The following is a 17,477-nucleotide window of genomic DNA, read 5'->3' on the forward strand; positions in this document are numbered from 1 at the left end:
GAGCCCCTTTTTTTGTATGAAAAAGAAACTATCTCTTGATACTTGGCCTCGCCAAGAACATTTTTCCTTCTTCAATGATTTTACCCAGCCATATTTTACAGTCACCGTCAGCTTACAAATGGAAAGAGTTTATGAAATGAGTAAGCGTAATACAGTGCCGTTTTCTCTTAGCTGCCTGTATGCACTGCAGTTGGCTTTGCAAAGCTATGCGCCCATTCGTTACCGAATCGAAGCGGGGACAGTAGTCGAATATGATGTGGTAGAAATTAGCAGTGTTTTTCTGCGGGAGGATGAAACCTTCAGATTTGTAAGGCTTGCCCCTGAAACCGATTTCAAGCGCTTTATTAGTGCCAATTTGCATAGTAAAACTGAGCAATTAAATGGGCCGCTTGTCAGCGAGCAATTTTTAACGGAAAGTCAGGTGCCAAATTGCGTTCATGTATCTATACTTCCATGGCTATCTTTTTCCAGTTTTGGTCATGCAAGGCACAGTAGAGATGACTTCGGTATCCCAAAATTTGTGTTCGGAAAATACAATAAAGCAGATGGTACGATGCCATTTTGTATCGAAGTCCACCACGCCTTAATGGATGGTCTACACGTCGCTGAATTCGTTCAAATTCTACAGGAAAAAATAGATCAAGCGATTTGGGACAGATAAACAAATTTTGCGTTAGTTCGCAGAAGATGAAATAATTTGCGTTCTGTGCAATGAGTAATTTTGACTATGCTACTGTTTTTATAGATTATTCATAAGTTCTATTTGGAATATCTATTCAATTTATTGGAATAAATCCGATGTAAAATATTGTAAACAGCGTATGCAAAAGGTTGGTTTTGCGAGGGTTGTGTATATTTTGCTGTGTTTTTGATGTTAATTTTTTGTTTTGTATATAATTATTACTTATTTATAGACAAAAAATGTTTTCACAGTGAAGTTGACACATCGTGTTGCATTTAGCATTATTGGACAGTTGATATCTGTCAAATGATATCAGGGTTGCTCTTACGTTGGTGAGAGCGCGAAAATTATAAAAGTAACATTACTTAATTGGTTGGGAACTATGTCTGTTAAAATCAGAAAGAGCCTTGTAGCTACGGCGCTTTTAGGCGCGACAGCTTTTGCAAGCAGCAATGTGATTGCAGATCCTTTGAATGACATACAAAAAGTAGGTCAACAAACTCAAACGGCTGCTAAAAAGTCTCAAGAAAAGATTGATAACCTTTACGGTCAGTCTCAAGAAATGATCGCGGAATACCGTGGTCTAGTTGAAGAAGCAGAACTGCTTAAAGTGTATAACGATCACGTTGCACGTCTTGTAGCGGATCAAAATGCAAGTATTGAGTCTCTTGAGCGTCAAATTGGTACTATTGACAAGACAAAACAGGACGTTGTGCCTTTGATGTATCGCATGATCGATACGCTTGAGCAATTCATCAAAGCGGACGTTCCGTTTAATCAAGAAACACGTCTAGATCGCGTTGAGAAACTTCGCAGCATCATGACTAACTCATCTGTAACTACTTCTGAGAAGTTCCGTCAAGTGCTTGAAGCTTACACGATTGAAACTGACTACAGTGCAACAATGATTGCGAGCCAAGGTTCTCTTGAACAAAACGGCAAAAACATCAATGTTGACTTCGCACGCCTTGGCCGTATCGCATACGTAGCTCAGTCGTTCGACCAAAAACATGCTTGGGTTTGGAACAACAACACTAAGCAGTGGGATCAACTTGGCGAAGAATATCTTAAGCCAGTTAAGAGCATGATCCGTATTGCACGTAAGCAAGCGGCTCCTGAACTTGTAAACCTACCTATCTTTGGCGCGGAGTAATTAATGATGAAGAAACTATTTAAAGGTTTTGCAGTTGCTGCAGCGTTAACAGTTTCTGCTGGTGCCGCGCTAAATGCACACGCAAACACTGAAGCCTTAGACAAAATCCTAGAACAGGTTAAACAAAACCGTATCTCTGAAGGCAAAATCAACAAACAACGTGAGCAAGAGTTTTTAAACGACCGTGCTGACAAACAAGCATTGTTGAACAAAGCGAAGCGTGAATTGGCTGCTGAGAAAGCACGTGGTGAGCGTTTAAATGAACAATTCAAGCAAAATGAAATCACACTTGCTGAAAAAGAAGTTGAGCTTGAAAATGCCAAAGGTACACTCGGTGAAATGTTCGGTGTTGTACGTCGTTCAGCTGCTGATGCCATCGGTTCAATCGAAGCTTCACTTGTAAGTGCTGAAAAGCCAGGACGTGCTGAAGTTCTTCGTTCACTAGCTGAAGCGAAAGAGCTGCCAACTACTCGTGAACTTGAAGACCTTTGGATTGCTTTCCAAACTGAAATGACTGAATCAGCTAAAGTAACTAAGTTTGAAGCTGAAGTTGCTGAGCTAAACGGTGACGTAAACGTTAAAGAAGTAACACGTGTTGGTAACTTCAACCTAGTCACTAAAGACGGCTACGTTATTTACGATCCTGAGAACAAGCAAATTGTTCCTCTTGGTAAGCAGCCAAGCGGTGAACTAGGTGGTGTTGAGCGTCTAATCGGTGCATCTGCTGATAAGTTTGTTATGTTTGCAGTTGACCCAACTCGTGGTTCATTATTACGACTTAATACTCAACGTGCAACGATGGAAGAGCGCTGGCACCAAGGTGACACGGTTGGTTACATCATTACAGCACTACTTATCTTAGGTGCATTGATTGCAATCGTTCGTATGCTAGACCTATTCATTGTTAGTGGTAAAATCAAAGCGCAAATCAAAAATGCAAATAACCCTAACACTAACAACCCACTTGGTCGTATCTTGAAAGTTTATCATGACAACAAAGACCAAGACGTTGAAAACCTAGAGCTTAAGCTTGATGAAGCTATCCTACGTGAAACTCCGCGTATCGAGATGGGCGTAAACATCATCAAGATCCTAGCGGCCATCGCGCCACTACTAGGTCTATTAGGTACGGTTGTTGGTATGATCATGACATTCGAATCAATCACACTACATGGTACTGGTGATCCGAAGATCATGGCAGGTAACATCTCTCTAGCGCTAGTAACAACGGCACTAGGTCTTATTGCAGCTCTACCTCTGATTCTACTTCATGCTGTTGTACATGGTCGTAGTAAAGCGGTTCTACACATCCTAGATGAGCAAAGCGCAGGTATTGTTGCTACTCACGCGGAGAAGGAGAAAGCCTAATGTTAGTCCTGATGGAGATATGGGAATCTATCAGGGATTTTGTTGCTACAGGCGGCGATGTATTGTACGTGGTCGCAATGGCACTCTTTCTAATGTGGGTTTTAATGATTGAGCGCTATTGGTTCCTACTCGGCGAATTTCCTAAAATGCATAAGGAAATTGTCGCTAAGTGGGACGCCCGGCAAGATACTACGTCTTGGTACGCACACAGAATCCGCGATGCTTGGATTTCTGAAGTGTCTGAAAAATTAGATGAGCGCATGTTGATTATCAAAACATTGGTTGCAATGTGTCCATTAATCGGTCTTTTAGGTACAGTGACAGGTATGATCACCGTATTTGAAACAATGGCTACTCAAGGTACGGGTAACGCGCGATTAATGGCTTCAGGCATTTCAATGGCTACGGTACCAACAATGGCTGGAATGGTTGCGGCACTATCAGGTGTTTTCTTTAGCACGCGTCTAGAAGCACGTGCGAAAATGGCTAAAGAGAAGCTAGTTGATAGCTTGCCTCATCACTAGAGAGAGATTGAACTATGGCACGTAAACAACGTTTTCGTGAAGAGGAAGATGCAGCAGTAGATATGACGCCGATGCTAGACATCGTATTCATTATGCTTATCTTCTTCATCGTAACCACTTCTTTTGTTAAAGAAGCTGGTATTGAGGTTAACAAGCCAAAAGCGGCACAAGCACAAAAAACCAAAAACGCGAACATCTTTATCGCAATCCGTGAAAACGGTGAGATTTGGATGGATAAGCGCCAGGTTGATGTTGAGCGTGTAAGTGCAAACCTTGAAAGTCTAATGGCTGAACAGCCTACTGACGTGATTATTATTCAAGCCGACAAAGGTGCGAAACACGGCGTAGTTGTTAAGGTTATGGACCAAATTAAAGCGACTGGCGACAACTTGAAGATTTCAATAGCTGGAGATCAGTAATGATTCGACTTCTGTTTTCACTTCTAGCAGGTGGGGCAGTAACTCTCGGCTTGTTCTTTTTCATGTCATATCTTATCTCCGGAGGAGCAGATAGGGCAGACGTACAAAAGGAACAAATCGTAGTCGAGATTATGTCGAATCCGCCTGAATCAAAGGTGCAGCAGCGGAAGCGCGTCCCGCCTCCGCCGCCGCCACCGCCAAAGCAGCCGCCTAAACCGCAGCCGCCTCAGCCTGACACGGCTGATCCGACTGCAGGAAATATCGGCTTTAATATGCCTAGTATTGATCTAGGTGGAACCGCAGGTGGTTTATCTGGACCTGGTGAGTTTGGTCGTGACGGTGATGCAACACCAATCGTTCGAATCGAGCCAAAATATCCACCTCAAGCTGCTCGTGATGGCAAAGAAGGTTGGGTACGTTTATCATTCACAATCAATGAGCTTGGTGGAGTTGACGATATTGAAGTTATCGACGCTGAACCGAAGCGCATCTTTGACCGTGAAGCAAAACGTGCACTACGCAAGTGGAAATACCGTCCTAAGGTTGTTGACGGTAAGCCACAAAAGCAACCTGGCATCACAGTTCAGCTTGACTTTAAGTTAAACCAAGATTAAGGAGGCAGGACATGAAAAGTTTACCTAAATTTACAGCTCTTGCTCTCTTGATAGCGTTAACTGGTGGTATTTACTCAAGCTCAGTTTCTGCAGCGCCTAACTATGAAGAAATAGAGAAGCGCAAAGCGGCAAAAACTAAGATCATGGGTGAGCGTGTAGGTAAAAAAGTTGCTAAAGCGTTCGAACTCTATAATGAAGAAAAGGTCGATGAAGCAATTGCAATGCTTCGCGAACTTGATCCTTCAGATGATTTCGATAAAGCGACAGTCAACCGTTACCTCGGCCAGCTTTATGCTCAAAAGGAAAACTACGCCGAAGCGATTAAATACTCACGTCTAGCCATTGCGCCTGACGCGCTTAACTTCAAAGAGCAAGGCGATTTGATGAAGCTGTTAGGTGACCTTTTGCTTGGTACTGAAAAGTACGCAGAAGGCATTAAGGCTTATGAAGCGTGGATGGACTTTACTGGTGAAAATGACGCCAAAGTATATGGTCGTATCGCTCAAGCTTATTATGAGTTAAAGCAATATACGAATGTTATTGCTCCAGCTGATAAAGCGATTGCGGGTGTAGAAGAGCCTAATAAGCAATACTACCTGATGAAAGTTGCGGCGTACTTTGAATTAAAACAGTTCAAAAAGGCTGTAGAGGTTGGTGAAGAGTTAGTACGTGTTTTCCCTGAAGACCCGAAAGCTTGGACACAACTGGGTGGTTTTTATTTGCAAACCGAAGATTACAGCAAAGGTATGACTGTAATGAAGGTGGCGTATAAAAAAGGTTATTTTGAAAAAGAGAATGATTATAAGATTCTTGGAAGCTTATACTCTTTAACAGAAGATCCTTGGCGTGCAGCTCAAACGTTCGAAAAAGCGATCAAAGATGGCAAAATTGAACGAACAAAGCAGAACGTAACAGCGCTTGCAAGTTACTACCACCAAGCTAAACATATCAGCGATGCTGCTAAATATTACGAAGAAGCTGCGAAGTTTGACAATGACGCAGAACTTTATGGTAAAGCAGGTAGTCTTTTACTTCAGGATCAGCAGTTTAGTGCAGCTATTGTGAGACTAAACAAGGCGTTAGAGCTCGGTACTGAGAAAAAAGGCAATACCTATACAGACTTGGCTGAAGCTTATTTCTATCAGGATAAGTTTAAGCAAGCTTACTCTGCAATTTTGAAAGCGCAGGAAGATCCTCGCACTAGCAAATTTGCTAAAAGTTGGTCTGGTTTTATCAAAGATAAAGCACAGCGTAGAGGCGTAAGTCTCTAGTAAAAAAGCCCCGAAAGGGGCTTTTTTGATTCTAAATTTTAATGTGGAACTATGAAAAAGCATTTACTGATCTGTTTTACTTTGGCTACGCTTATATTCCTTTTTGGCTGTACTGAACAGAAGCAAACTGTAAGTTACCAAGAGCTCAGAACTTCACTACTTTCTCTTAATAATGGTTTAAGCAAGCCCTCCGACGATGAAATTAGTGTATTACCGTTCACAGAAGGTTACTTACAACTAAGGCATGCCTTATTATCTAGTGAGTTGAATGAACCAGATGTTATGGCTCATAAAGAGTTAGATTATTTAAGAATTCAGGAAAGATATCCTGAACGCTACTTGCCTTGGCCTGCTTACATATCAGTGCTGGAAAATGTTAAAAATAAAGTAAGTAGCAATGAACTTGGACAGTGGCTTGCGTTTGTAGAAGTAAAACTAAAAGAGGCAGACGAAAGTAACATTCGCTTGAACAGGTTAGAGCGAGATACTTTAATGCTCCAACTTGAAAGTTCGGATATTGACGCACCATCACGTTCGGCCTTGTTAGCTTATCTGAGTAATTATAAACCAAGAGCTATGCTTGGACTCCATCAACTACCCAACGGAAAAGAATGGTATCAATCAAAGCTCAATTTTTATGGGGCTATTCAAGATTCACCTACTAAAGTTTTGGCGACGTTATCAAAGTTTGATGATCAAAATAGCAAAGCGAATGTGCTCAAGGTAATGCCTGATACTCAACAACCTTATATTCTGGAATTATTGCCGGCTAACTGCCAAAGAATTGCAGGGCTCAACTGGCGAGATGGGTTTATTAATGTGCCTTCGACCGTAGCAAAATGTACAAAGGCAATAGAGCAACATAAAGCGCTAATCGTGACTTTGATGGCGGTGGATTTGGGAATTCATTATCAAGGGTGGTCACAAAAGCAAGCATTTGTTGCGCTTAACTCAAAACTAGCGCTGAATGAACAACAAGCACAACAATTGATTGCTAATCTTGTCTATTTCCCAGCGACTATTTTTGCTGCATATCCCCACTTTTTAAAGCCTTAGTCTTACAACTGCGACAGCGTTGGGTTGCTGGATCGTGTTCTAGCAACTCAAGTTCTATTGTCTGCTCGCAATCACAGCAATACCCGAACTGACCGATTTCCATTTGGCATAATGCCGCTTCGACTTTCATCAATCTATCATAGAGTGGAAATTGCTCAGGATTTATCTTCTCCATCACAATATCAAGCCACTTATTAGGTGGGTTAAGCTCTAAGGTATTGGCAAGATTATGAGTAAACTCATTGGGTGAAGCTTTTAACTCTCCCAAGAAGTCGCTTCTAAGTGTGGCAAGTTCTGCTTGTAGGCTTTGTTCGTAGTGTTGTGTGTTTTCATTCATGGGCGCTCTCCTATCCGACACCCCATTATCATTTCAGTCAAACTTCACTGTTATGATTTGAATCAATGTCTGGAGACATTGCATATTTCTGCAACACCTTCATGACGTCATCTTTGCTTTTAAGCGTTTTGATTTCATCAAAAAGAACATGTGCGCCGTCATACTGACGTTTCAGATAACTGAGCCATTGTTTTGTTCTAGCCGAAAAGTACTTTTCACTCATATTCTCATCTTGATGCATGGAAGAGTGGAGGATATGGTAGACCACGTTTTCCCATGTAAGCGGAGTATAATGAGTTCCGCTAACATGCGCTTTGATTTTTGCTGCCAAATCGGGGGTGGCTAGCGCACCGCGACCAAGCATCAAATCTTGGCATTGGCTACGTGTTTGGCAGAGTAGTGCATCTTCAACTTGCCAAATTTCACCGTTAGCAACGACAGGAATGGTTAACCTTGATAATAAAGGGGGGATCTTTTCCCAGTACGCTGGCGGTTTGTAGCCATCTCGTTTGGTACGCGCATGTATTGCCAAACTCGACGCACCACCTTGCTGGACCGCATCGACAATTTCAGTGCTATTGGCATCATCGTCAAAGCCAAGGCGTATTTTGGCGCTTACTTGATGTTCTTCTGGTACCGCATCTCTAACCGCTTTAATGATTTGATAAATTTGCTCAGGCTCTTTCAGTAAAACCGCACCACCACGGCTTTTATTCACGGTTTTTGCAGGACAACCAAAGTTCAAATCAACACCATGAGAGCCAAGCTTTACGGCCTTTCGTGCATTTTCAGCAAGCGCATGGGGAACCTGACCTAGAAGCTGTACTCTAACCGGTGTTCCGGCTCTGGTATAACCACCATTTAATAGTTCAGGACAGTATCTAGTAAATACCCTACGTGGAAAGGTGAGATCAACGACGCGAATAAATTCAGTGACACAAAGATCAAAGCCGCCGAGATCTGTGAGTAATTCGCGCATTTTAAAATCAACTACACCTTCCATCGGCGCCAGAACAAGCTTCATGTGTTAACCTTCAGATACAACAAAAATAAAATGAGTCACTGATGACTCATCGAAAAGCGCGACATTTTAGCTAATTGTTTGCTGCAAGTCATCAGCAGCCCCTAGTTATCCGCAAATAGCAAAAAGACAACAGATGGACTATAACTGGATGTAAACCAAAACTTAGCGAATTGGCATTACAGCTAAAATTTTTAAACGTTTAGCGAAATAAATATTTAGACGTTTGGGTCTACTTATTGAATCTACTATTTCTGAGAGAGCAAACATTATGAATACCGTTAAAAAGAACTCTATTGCCCTTACTTTAAGCGCTGTTGTTGCAGGTACTGCGGGGTTATCCGCGACGGACGCAAGTGCGAATCCATTTAGTTTTGAAACAATGACCGCTGGTTATCAACTAGACGCTGGTGAAGGTAAGTGCGGCGAAGGCAAATGCGGTGGCGATGCTAAAAGTAAAAAAGAAGGTAAGTGCGGCGAAGGCAAATGCGGTGGCGATGCTAAAGGCAAAAAAGAAGGTAAGTGCGGCGAAGGCAAATGTGGTGGCGATGCTAAAGGCAAAAAAGAAGGTAAGTGCGGCGAAGGCAAATGCGGTGGTGACGCCAAAGGTAAGAAAGAAGGTAAGTGCGGCGAAGGCAAATGTGGTGGCGACGCTAAAGGTAAAAAAGAAGGTAAGTGCGGCGAAGGCAAATGCGGTGGCGACGGCAAAGGCAAAAAAGAAGGTAAGTGCGGCGAAGGTAAATGTGGTGGCGACGCCAAAGGCAAAAAAGAAGGTAAGTGCGGAGAAGGTAAATGCGGTGGTAACCACTAAATAGGAATACCATTGTATTCGACCCAATAGCGCAGCTAGTTATGTTAAGGTAAGCGGCGCTATTGGGTAATTCCAAAGTGAAGCCGTGCATACAGTAAAGCCTTTGTGATGCGAGCTTCTGATTATTTCAAAATAATGTCTAAAGTGAGAGAAGTATGACAGTGCAGTTAGGCAACTTAGGACTTGGTTTACGCCGTGAAATGGTCGATGATGTGCTTAATACACCACCAAAGCAAGTAGACTTTTATGAGGTTGCACCAGAAAACTGGCTAAAATTTGGCGGTAAGCTTGCAAAGCAATTTCAAGCATTGACGCAACAACATACCTTTATCTGTCATGGTTTATCGTTATCGCTAGGTTCACCTGCACCGCTTAATCGTGAATTTTTATCACAACTAAAAACATTTTTTAAACAGCATAATATCGCTACGTACAGTGAGCATCTGAGTTATTGTTCGGGAGAGGGTCATATGTACGATCTGATGCCAATCCCTTTTACGGAAGAAGCAATCCATCATACAGCTAAGCGGATCCGAGCGGTCCAAGAACATCTAGAACGTCGAATTGCTGTAGAAAATGTGTCTTACTATGCGGCTCCTGGACAACAAATGTCGGAGTTAGAATTTACCCTTGGGGTATTGGCTGAGGCCGATTGCGATTTGCTACTCGATGTCAACAACATCTATGTCAACGCTATTAACCATGGCTACGATGCTGAACAATTCTTAGCGGCTATGCCAAGCGAGCGTATTGCATACGGCCATATCGCAGGCCATTATGTGGAAGCCGAAGATTTACTCGTTGATACACACGGCGCTGAGGTATCTTCGCCAGTATGGGACTTGTTAGATAAAGCCTATGAGCTTCATGGGGTATTCCCGACGTTACTAGAGCGAGATTTTAATATTCCTCCTATGGCAGAATTACTGGCAGAAGCGGGGCAAATTTCTGCAATACAGGCCAAATACGCCAAGCGCTTGGAGCAGGTATAGTTATGTCTTTTGTAGAAACTCAGCGGCAGTTTATGGCGCATATTAGAGATCCAGACAACCAACCTGCACCTGATGGCGTAGAAGCTCGGCGATTAAAAATCTATCAAGAGCTGTTTTTTAATAATGTTGAAGGCTTCGTGAGCAGTGCGTTTCCTGTACTTAAAAGCTTGTATACTAATGAAGATTGGTTGACGTTAATTAGGCTATTTTTTGTTAAGCACGATTGTCATTCGCCATACTTTTTAGAGATTAGCAAAGAGTTCTTGCAGTTTTTACAAACAGAATACGAGCCCTCTGAAGCTGATCCTGAGTTCTTGTTAGAGCTTGCTCACTATGAATGGCTAGAGCTAGATGTAGCAACGACCGTTGAAGCAGAGCATGAGCTTTCGATTAAGGTACAAGCGCTTACAGATGTTGAAATTAGCTTGGCAAGTACAGCCAGAGTTGCACATTATCAATATCCGGTTCATCAGATCAGTGAAACCTTTAGGCCAACTAAAACAGCAGGGCAAACGTTTAGCTTTGCATTGTATAGAGACGAAGAGGACGAAGTTCAGTTTGTCGCACTAAATCCGATGACGGCCTTAATGTTGTCGGTGATTGAAGCCAATGATGGTATGCAACTCACTGACATTGTGGATGTTATAGCGCAGCAAGTGCCTCAGTTTACCGTTGAACAGCTGCAGCAAGGGGCACGGCATACACTAGCTGAATTCGCAGATCTTGGCATTATCAAAACAAAAAACCTTTAAGCTATTGGCAACATCGACTATTATACGGCCTGTTTTTGTCGTGCTTAAACTCGGACTAGGGCGCTAGTCAATGCTTTCTGCTGCTATGCAGTTGGCGCGAGTTGTAAAATTAAAGGTAGTATCTATGTCTAAAGGTGACTTTAAAGATCCGTTCAATGCAAAGTATTTCCTTGCATTTGTTGCTGTATTCGCTGGAATTGGTTGTTTAAACGCGATTCTAGGCTGGGCAACAGCGCTTGCATAAGTCAAGCTGAACGTATTTACCTAGAGGCTGCTTTTCGCAGCCTTTTTCGATTCTATACAGATATATACCAATTAGTCTTAATACTTGCTCAATTTGAAGGAGCAAATCTGACGCTAACTGCGTTAAAAATTTCTCATTTAGAACAACTAAATCGCAAAACTTTCGCCTTGCCTATATGGATGTAGGTACCTTGGCGTGAGCAGGATGCGGAAGCGGTGTTATCGACAAGATTTTCTCGCCTCAAAATAGATCACTTAATTAAGCTAATTGGTATAAAATACTCACTAAATTGGTCGCTTTTCCCCCATCCTGACACACAAAGTCACTCAGTCGGTTTCAACCGGATAGAAAATTGTTATAATCTCACTCTTTTGTAATAAACTTAAAGCAAAGCAATTATGACGACAGAGAATATGTCATTGATCAAAAATAGTATCGCGACGGTTCCTAATTACCCAAAACCAGGGATCATGTTCCGTGACGTGACTTCACTTCTAGCAAATCCAGCTGCGTTTAAGGCAACAATTGATGCATTCGTTGCGGCTTATAAAGATGGCGGCTTCACTAAAATCATCGGTACTGAATCGCGTGGTTTTATCTTCGGTGCACCATTGGCGTATGAGTTAGGTATTCCTTTTATTCCAGTAAGAAAGCCGGGTAAATTACCGCGTGAGGTGATCAGCCAGTCTTACCAGCTTGAATATGGTGAAGATACGCTTGAATTACACTCAGATGCAATTGAAACAGGTGATAAAGTGCTACTTGTTGATGATTTACTTGCAACAGGTGGTACTATTGAAGCAACAGCAAAACTGGTTAAGCGCTTAGGCGGTGAAGCCACTGATGCTGCGTTTGTTATTTCATTGCCTGAGCTTGGTGGTGAAAAGAAAATCAACGATCTTGGGATCAAAATCCTTTCACTTGTAGAGTTCGAAGGCGAATAAGCATGAGCTATCAGGTTCTGGCGCGAAAATGGCGTCCGCAAAACTTCCATGAATTAATGGGGCAAGAGCATGTTAAACAAGCTCTGGTTAACGCACTCAATGAAAAGCGTTTACACCATGCCTATTTATTCACCGGAACACGTGGTGTGGGCAAAACAACCATTGCTAGGATCTTTGCCAAAAGCCTTAACTGCGAACAAGGCGTTACTTCAACGCCTTGTGGTCAGTGTAGTGCCTGTACTGAGATTGAAACTGGTAAGTTTATCGATTTAATCGAAATTGATGCGGCTTCTCGCACAAAAGTTGAAGACACGCGAGAAATCTTAGACAACGTACAATATGCACCAACCCGTGGTCGCTACAAGGTTTATCTCATCGATGAAGTGCATATGCTGTCGAAGCACAGTTTTAATGCGCTCCTTAAAACCTTAGAAGAGCCGCCAGAGCACGTAAAATTTTTGCTCGCCACAACCGATCCACAGAAGTTGCCTGTGACTATTCTGTCTCGCTGTTTACAGTTCAACCTGAACGCAATGACACAAGGGCAAATAGTTGAACAGCTAGAAAAAATTCTGCCGCTAGAGCAAGTTGCCTTTGATCCGGTAGCGCTACAAACGTTAGCTAAAGCCGCTGATGGCAGTATGCGTGACGCTCTAAGTTTGACCGATCAGGCTATTGCACAAACAAATGGCAATTTAACGGTGCCTGCAGTGCAATCTATGCTGGGACTGATGGATAGTGCTCATGCGGTCATTTTGCTGTCTGCAATTTTATGTCACGACGGTGATGCCTTACTCAATGCGATTGAAAAAATAGCACTACAAAACGGTAATTTTGTCAGTGTGCTGGACGATTTAATTGCGTTATTGCATGTTATTCAGCTCACTCAACTTGTGCCTAGTGCTGCGCGGTTATCAAATTTTGATAACAACGACATTAAGCTATTTGCCGAGCAATTAGCACCGCAACAGGGTCAGTTGTTGTATCAACTGCTGTTAAATGGCAAAAAAGACCTAAAGTGGGCACCCGAGCCTAAACTTGGGTTTGAGATGGTCATGCTGCGCTTAATGGCGTTCGAAAAAGAAAGTCATAGTCTAGTGCCTAGCGCTCCTGTGAGCCAAGAGACTTCTGAAAAGCAAAGCAAAGTAGGGGATTTACGAGCGCTGTTAGAAAAGCCAACGGAAGATAATGCAACGGTAGCGGCATCACCTCAGGTGCAGCCGACAGCAACACCTACATATGCACCAGAAGCAACGACACCAGCCGTGCAACAAGCAACACATTATGAGCCGGTGTCGCCAACGCCAGCTGTGCAAAGCCAAGCACCAGTCGCCTCTGTGCCATCTGAGGCGGAGATGGCCAACCAATACGACAGCATCATGTCAGAGGCGGTAGAGCAGGGGTTCCAAGAACAAGTTCCTGCACATCATCATGAAAGTGCGCCAGTCGATGATGCTGCATACGCGCAAATGGCATCGCAAAATCAAGAGGATTGGTCTCAACCTGAGGTGCAAAACCAAAGCGCTTCAGAACCTGTTGCTACGGCCAGTGTTACTGAGCAGCAAAACCAAGCCCAGTCAGCAATAGCACGAATTTTAAAAAATCGTAATATCTCTGGGGCGGGTCGATTGGTGGGAGCCAATGGTGAGGTAAAAAAGTCTGAGGCGCCTAGTGCGCCAATAGAGCAAGCGCCAGCCACGACGGTAACCACACCTGAGTATCAGCCTGAGCCGCAACGCGCACAGCCGGCAGCACCTCGCTTGGCACCAAAAAAGCAAAAGAAAGAAGCGTTTCAAGAGCGCCACAAACCTATTACGGAAAATTTAGCGCCAGAATTGCTAGAGCAGTTATCACCGGTAAAACAAGATGATAACGAGCAAAGTATTCAAGTGGAGATCCCCGCACCGGAAAACTTTGTTAGTCCAATCAGTGGCATTAAGTTTGCTCACCAGAGCGACGATTGGGCAAACATGATTGAAAAGATGCAATTAGGTGGCCGAATTCGCCAGTATGCATTACACAGTGTGATAACGCAGCAAGGCGCGCAGGTACAATTGCAAGTAGATGCGAGTCAACAGCACTTGGATTCAGCAGTGCTGAGAGAGAAACTAACTGAAAGCCTAAGCGCATTACTTGAGCAGCCAATCGCGCTTGAGATTAACTATATCGACACGGTAAATAACACGCCGTTTTTGGTACAGCAACAGTTAGATGAACATAGGCTTGTCCAAGCTAAAGCGGCGATGCGTGACGATCCTCTCGTCAGCGCGTTTGTCCAAGAATTTGACGCAATGCTTGACGAAAATAGCGTTCAGGCATTGTAATTAAGGGCGTTAGCCCTTATCTTTTATCACAGTAAACCAAATTGAAGTATAAGAGAGCAGAATATGTTTAAAGGCGGAATGGGCAACATCATGAAGCAGGCGCAGCAAATGCAAGAGCGCATGGAAAAAGCCCAAGAAGAGATCAAGAGCCTAGAAGTAACAGGTGAAGCAGGCGCAGGTTTAGTTAAAGTAACTATGCTTGGTAGCCACAACGTACGTCGCGTAGAAATCGATGAAAGCCTAATGGAAGACGACAAAGACATGATCGAAGACCTACTAGCCGCTGCGGTAAACGACGCAGTGCGACGTGTAGGTGAAGAAACGCAAAAGCGTATGTCAGAAGTCACTGGCGGCATGCAAATGCCTCCAGGCTTCAAAATGCCGTTTTAATAAGAATCCTATAAAAATAGCGCCTAAAGGCGCTATTTTTTTGTCTGAAATTTAGGGATACCTAATAGATACCACGGATTCGGTGAGGGCTGTTACTTTATCTGATCCCTTAAAATTATCATCGTAATCTACTTTTTTTGAAAAAAGAGGGTTCTAAATGGATTTAAACCGATTCTATAGCACGGGATTTAGGCATTTTTACATTGAAAATTATCTTTATATTATTGAATAATAAAGCTTTTATTTTGTGTGGAAATGTTCTAACTTAAGTGTGTCAGTATCGAACGATTCTAAATATGGAGGTGGATTTATGAAGTATCAAAATCAACTTGACCAGTTAAAAAGTGGCAGTTTAACGCGAGCTCAAATGGCTGTTTTACAAGAAAATGCGCTACGCATTTTCAACAAAGGAGATAAAGACGCAAAGTTAATACTTGATGCGATCCCATATAGTAAGCCTGCAGATACATCAATTTTATTTATGGGCTTTTGTCCCGAAGCTGATTTTTCAAATAGATTAGATATTTTTTGGAAAGAAAATGGGATTTGTCGTTTTGACTATCTAGAGAGTGAAGTTCAGATAAATCGATGGTATGAAGTGTGTGCAGGTGACCTTCTTGTCCTTAAAAAGCGTGAACAATTTGGTAAAACCATGAAGCTATACGGTTTCGGTAGAGTAACTAAGATATGCCATGATGATGAAAATGTTCGTTACTTTGAAGTTAGCTGGGCTGAGCAATCAAGAGAAATTGAAGTACCTCTGATGGGTTGTAACAGTACTGTCGATATCAAAGCTATGGAAATGGTAGAGCAAGAAATGCCCGAAGCGTTTTGGCATTGGCTTAACCTGTAAAGGACGAACAAAATGAAAAACATAATATTAGTTAGAGGCCCAGAGTACTTAGCCGAGCAGGCTTTAGTTGGTTATGGTTGGCGTGAAATTAATTTGAGTAAATTTAATTCTTTTTTTGAAATTGATGAGTTTATTAAAGAGAGGGGAATCGATGTCGGCAGACAAAGAAATCAAATCAAACGATTTTTTGAAATTTCAGCAGGCGATATCGTAGTAGTTCCGATAAATAGGGCTGTGTTAATAGGGGTTGCAGTTGGTGAAAAATCATTCGCTGAAACACCTTGGAATGGAGCTAATAGAGTCGCGGTCAATTTTTTTAAAAAGTCTAATGGTAATTTGGTTAAGATCCCAAGGTATCAATTAACCGAGGGCTTACAAAGCAGATTAAAGATAAGGATGTCGATTGCCAACCTTAATGAATTTAAAGAAGAAATTACCGGCTATATTGAAAAACTACAGCAAAACCTAGAGATAAAATTTGACTCAGAATTTCAGACTCGAGTAGAAATTGAATTAAAACATATTGAACGTAGTTTGCTAGATAGATTGATAACAGGGCAATCTAGACTAGAAAGTGGTGGGTATGGTTTAGAAAAGTTAATTGCTGAACTCTTAGAAATTGAAGGTTATCGAACGCATATTATGTCAAAAAGTCAGACAAATGATCATTCTGATATTGATATTAGGGCGGAAAAAAGTGATGACTTTTCTGGGACAAATATCGTGTATGTTCAGTGTAAGCATCATTCAGGTACAACTAGTAATTGGGGAGTTGATCAGTTAATTGAATTTGAAAAAGAAACACCGAATGTTAGTTTATGGTTGATTACCACTGGTATTGTTTCAGATGAAGTTAAAGAATATGCAAGTGAACATGGGGTAAGTGTTATGGAAGGAGAAGCATTAGCCGCCAAAATAATCTCTCAAGTTGATAAGTTGTCTGTTTCAACTAAAGAAAAACTAGGGTTATCTGTACTTCCTAAGTTACTCTAATCGACCTTAGCCAAGATGTTGTGACATGCCCTTGGCTTTAACAGGTTAATAAAATTTAGCCACCTTATCAGCGGTGTGCCATTAGAGGGGATGTGGACAATAAGATGAGTAAACGTGCACTAGTTTTTCCGCCCAATTTTAAGCTGGTTTTGTACGCGATGGTGGTGATGTGCCTCGTACAGGTGTTGGGTGGTATTTTTGGCTTACCCGCCTATCGTTTTGGGATTGTACCGCATAATGTTCATCATTTGAGTGGTGTGTTAACCGCGCCTTTTGTGCATGGTAGCTGGGGACATTTGCTGAGTAATTTGCTCGGCTTAAGTATTAGTGGCTATTTGGCAGCGAGATTACCAAGGTTTAAGCGAGCAACACTTTTTATTGTGGTTGCTACAGGGCTGTTGGTGTGGCTGTTTGCTGGGCACGCTAATCACATTGGTGCATCAGGCATTGTAATGGGTTACTTTGGCTTACTGCTGGGTGCTGCGCTATTCAATCGAGATGTGCTTGGTATTGTTAGTTTTATTGCTCTGCTGGTATTGACTTACTATGCCAACATTAGTTTTTTAGCGACGTTATTTGATTTTTCTGCACAGACGAGTAGTTCAAGTCATATTTTTGGGTTTTTAAGCGGATTAGGCGGGGCATACTTAACCAAGCAAAAGCGTATTGCTCGGCGTTAAAGCAGCATAACCTGCCAGTGACGGCAGGTTATGCTTTGGGATTCAAGTT

Annotated in this window: 19 protein-coding genes; 17 read left to right on the top strand and 2 right to left on the bottom strand. The window is 42.4% G+C overall.

Features of this window, described 5'->3' with window-relative positions; translation table 11 throughout:
* The first annotated feature begins 16 nt into the window (after positions 1-16).
* From QSH61_RS06890 to QSH61_RS06925, 8 genes are all read left to right on the top strand, one after another.
* Positions 17-661 (top strand): CatA-like O-acetyltransferase, encoded by a 645-nt coding sequence (locus QSH61_RS06890; RefSeq protein ID WP_174168571.1) that lies wholly within the window; start codon positions 17-19, stop codon positions 659-661.
* A gap of 403 nt (positions 662-1,064) precedes the next feature.
* The gene (locus tag QSH61_RS06895; protein ID WP_010606401.1) at positions 1,065-1,835 is read left to right on the top strand and encodes a DUF3450 domain-containing protein; all 771 of its coding nucleotides are present in this window, start codon (positions 1,065-1,067) and stop codon (positions 1,833-1,835) included.
* A gap of 6 nt (positions 1,836-1,841) precedes the next feature.
* Entirely contained in the window at positions 1,842-3,203 is a 1,362-nt protein-coding gene (locus tag QSH61_RS06900; protein WP_029215858.1) for a MotA/TolQ/ExbB proton channel family protein, read from the top strand.
* Positions 3,203-3,727 (top strand): MotA/TolQ/ExbB proton channel family protein, encoded by a 525-nt coding sequence (locus QSH61_RS06905; protein ID WP_010606403.1) that lies wholly within the window; start codon positions 3,203-3,205, stop codon positions 3,725-3,727. Before QSH61_RS06900 ends, QSH61_RS06905 begins: the two co-directional genes overlap by 1 nt.
* Positions 3,728-3,741: 14 nt before the next feature.
* Entirely contained in the window at positions 3,742-4,146 is a 405-nt protein-coding gene (locus tag QSH61_RS06910; RefSeq protein WP_010606404.1) for an ExbD/TolR family protein, read from the top strand.
* Complete coding sequence (locus tag QSH61_RS06915; RefSeq protein ID WP_010606405.1) at positions 4,146-4,760, top strand: energy transducer TonB; 615 nt, start codon at positions 4,146-4,148, stop codon at positions 4,758-4,760. Before QSH61_RS06910 ends, QSH61_RS06915 begins: the two co-directional genes overlap by 1 nt.
* Before the next feature lie 11 nt (positions 4,761-4,771).
* The gene (locus QSH61_RS06920; protein WP_174168572.1) at positions 4,772-6,031 is read left to right on the top strand and encodes a tetratricopeptide repeat protein; all 1,260 of its coding nucleotides are present in this window, start codon (positions 4,772-4,774) and stop codon (positions 6,029-6,031) included.
* A 51-nt stretch (positions 6,032-6,082) separates the two neighbouring features.
* A complete protein-coding gene (locus tag QSH61_RS06925) occupies positions 6,083-7,087 on the top strand; it encodes a hypothetical protein (RefSeq protein ID WP_206471593.1) in 1,005 nt (334 codons plus the stop codon).
* On the opposite strand, the gene QSH61_RS06930 is transcribed toward QSH61_RS06925, so the two are convergent.
* Positions 7,050-7,424 carry a TraR/DksA family transcriptional regulator gene (locus QSH61_RS06930; protein WP_010606408.1) on the bottom strand — a complete coding sequence of 125 codons (375 nt, stop codon included), beginning with the start codon at positions 7,422-7,424 and terminating at the stop codon, positions 7,050-7,052. The genes QSH61_RS06925 and QSH61_RS06930 overlap by 38 nt on opposite strands.
* Before the next feature lie 37 nt (positions 7,425-7,461).
* The gene (locus QSH61_RS06935; RefSeq protein WP_174168574.1) at positions 7,462-8,448 is read right to left on the bottom strand and encodes a tRNA-dihydrouridine synthase; all 987 of its coding nucleotides are present in this window, start codon (positions 8,446-8,448) and stop codon (positions 7,462-7,464) included.
* 268 nt (positions 8,449-8,716) lie between these two features.
* Between QSH61_RS06935 and QSH61_RS06940 the strand changes: the two genes are divergently transcribed.
* The 9 genes from QSH61_RS06940 to QSH61_RS06980 all read left to right on the top strand — a co-directional run bounded on the left by QSH61_RS06940 (position 8,717) and on the right by QSH61_RS06980 (position 17,428).
* The gene (locus tag QSH61_RS06940) at positions 8,717-9,256 is read left to right on the top strand and encodes an HvfA family oxazolone/thioamide-modified RiPP metallophore (RefSeq protein ID WP_206471594.1); all 540 of its coding nucleotides are present in this window, start codon (positions 8,717-8,719) and stop codon (positions 9,254-9,256) included.
* A gap of 155 nt (positions 9,257-9,411) precedes the next feature.
* The gene (locus tag QSH61_RS06945) at positions 9,412-10,248 is read left to right on the top strand and encodes an HvfB family MNIO-type RiPP peptide maturase (protein WP_206471595.1); all 837 of its coding nucleotides are present in this window, start codon (positions 9,412-9,414) and stop codon (positions 10,246-10,248) included.
* A gap of 2 nt (positions 10,249-10,250) precedes the next feature.
* Positions 10,251-11,000, top strand: coding sequence for an HvfC family RiPP maturation protein (locus QSH61_RS06950; RefSeq protein ID WP_010606413.1), 750 nt, complete (start codon positions 10,251-10,253; stop codon positions 10,998-11,000).
* Positions 11,001-11,642: 642 nt separating this feature from the next.
* Positions 11,643-12,188, top strand: coding sequence for an adenine phosphoribosyltransferase (apt, locus tag QSH61_RS06955; protein WP_010606415.1), 546 nt, complete (start codon positions 11,643-11,645; stop codon positions 12,186-12,188).
* A 2-nt stretch (positions 12,189-12,190) separates the two neighbouring features.
* Complete coding sequence (gene dnaX, locus QSH61_RS06960) at positions 12,191-14,512, top strand: DNA polymerase III subunit gamma/tau (RefSeq protein WP_206471596.1); 2,322 nt, start codon at positions 12,191-12,193, stop codon at positions 14,510-14,512.
* Positions 14,513-14,575: 63 nt separating this feature from the next.
* Positions 14,576-14,902, top strand: coding sequence for a YbaB/EbfC family nucleoid-associated protein (locus QSH61_RS06965; RefSeq protein ID WP_010368987.1), 327 nt, complete (start codon positions 14,576-14,578; stop codon positions 14,900-14,902).
* 310 nt (positions 14,903-15,212) lie between these two features.
* Positions 15,213-15,755, top strand: a complete 543-nt coding sequence (locus QSH61_RS06970; RefSeq protein ID WP_174168579.1) for a hypothetical protein — start codon at positions 15,213-15,215, stop codon at positions 15,753-15,755.
* A gap of 12 nt (positions 15,756-15,767) precedes the next feature.
* A complete protein-coding gene (locus QSH61_RS06975; RefSeq protein WP_206471597.1) occupies positions 15,768-16,748 on the top strand; it encodes a restriction endonuclease in 981 nt (326 codons plus the stop codon).
* Between the two features lie 104 nt (positions 16,749-16,852).
* Positions 16,853-17,428 carry a rhomboid family intramembrane serine protease gene (locus QSH61_RS06980; protein WP_206471598.1) on the top strand — a complete coding sequence of 192 codons (576 nt, stop codon included), beginning with the start codon at positions 16,853-16,855 and terminating at the stop codon, positions 17,426-17,428.
* Positions 17,429-17,477 lie beyond the last annotated feature (49 nt).

Source organism: Pseudoalteromonas sp. JC3 (assembly GCF_030291895.1).
Classification (GTDB): Bacteria; Pseudomonadota; Gammaproteobacteria; order Enterobacterales; family Alteromonadaceae; genus Pseudoalteromonas.

Excerpts from the sequence above, each read along its gene's own strand:
- QSH61_RS06890 (WP_174168571.1), top strand. The coding sequence starts at position 17 with ATGAAAAAGAAACTATCTCTTGATACTTGGCCTCGCCAAGAACATTTT.
- QSH61_RS06895 (WP_010606401.1), top strand. The coding sequence starts at position 1,065 with ATGTCTGTTAAAATCAGAAAGAGCCTTGTAGCTACGGCGCTTTTAGGC.
- QSH61_RS06900 (WP_029215858.1), top strand. The coding sequence starts at position 1,842 with ATGAAGAAACTATTTAAAGGTTTTGCAGTTGCTGCAGCGTTAACAGTT.
- QSH61_RS06905 (WP_010606403.1), top strand. The coding sequence starts at position 3,203 with ATGTTAGTCCTGATGGAGATATGGGAATCTATCAGGGATTTTGTTGCT.
- QSH61_RS06910 (WP_010606404.1), top strand. The coding sequence starts at position 3,742 with ATGGCACGTAAACAACGTTTTCGTGAAGAGGAAGATGCAGCAGTAGAT.
- QSH61_RS06915 (WP_010606405.1), top strand. The coding sequence starts at position 4,146 with ATGATTCGACTTCTGTTTTCACTTCTAGCAGGTGGGGCAGTAACTCTC.
- QSH61_RS06920 (WP_174168572.1), top strand. The coding sequence starts at position 4,772 with ATGAAAAGTTTACCTAAATTTACAGCTCTTGCTCTCTTGATAGCGTTA.
- QSH61_RS06925 (WP_206471593.1), top strand. The coding sequence starts at position 6,083 with ATGAAAAAGCATTTACTGATCTGTTTTACTTTGGCTACGCTTATATTC.
- QSH61_RS06930 (WP_010606408.1), bottom strand. The coding sequence starts at position 7,424 with ATGAATGAAAACACACAACACTACGAACAAAGCCTACAAGCAGAACTT.
- QSH61_RS06935 (WP_174168574.1), bottom strand. The coding sequence starts at position 8,448 with ATGAAGCTTGTTCTGGCGCCGATGGAAGGTGTAGTTGATTTTAAAATG.
- QSH61_RS06940 (WP_206471594.1), top strand. The coding sequence starts at position 8,717 with ATGAATACCGTTAAAAAGAACTCTATTGCCCTTACTTTAAGCGCTGTT.
- QSH61_RS06945 (WP_206471595.1), top strand. The coding sequence starts at position 9,412 with ATGACAGTGCAGTTAGGCAACTTAGGACTTGGTTTACGCCGTGAAATG.
- QSH61_RS06950 (WP_010606413.1), top strand. The coding sequence starts at position 10,251 with ATGTCTTTTGTAGAAACTCAGCGGCAGTTTATGGCGCATATTAGAGAT.
- apt (WP_010606415.1), top strand. The coding sequence starts at position 11,643 with ATGACGACAGAGAATATGTCATTGATCAAAAATAGTATCGCGACGGTT.
- dnaX (WP_206471596.1), top strand. The coding sequence starts at position 12,191 with ATGAGCTATCAGGTTCTGGCGCGAAAATGGCGTCCGCAAAACTTCCAT.
- QSH61_RS06965 (WP_010368987.1), top strand. The coding sequence starts at position 14,576 with ATGTTTAAAGGCGGAATGGGCAACATCATGAAGCAGGCGCAGCAAATG.
- QSH61_RS06970 (WP_174168579.1), top strand. The coding sequence starts at position 15,213 with ATGAAGTATCAAAATCAACTTGACCAGTTAAAAAGTGGCAGTTTAACG.
- QSH61_RS06975 (WP_206471597.1), top strand. The coding sequence starts at position 15,768 with ATGAAAAACATAATATTAGTTAGAGGCCCAGAGTACTTAGCCGAGCAG.
- QSH61_RS06980 (WP_206471598.1), top strand. The coding sequence starts at position 16,853 with ATGAGTAAACGTGCACTAGTTTTTCCGCCCAATTTTAAGCTGGTTTTG.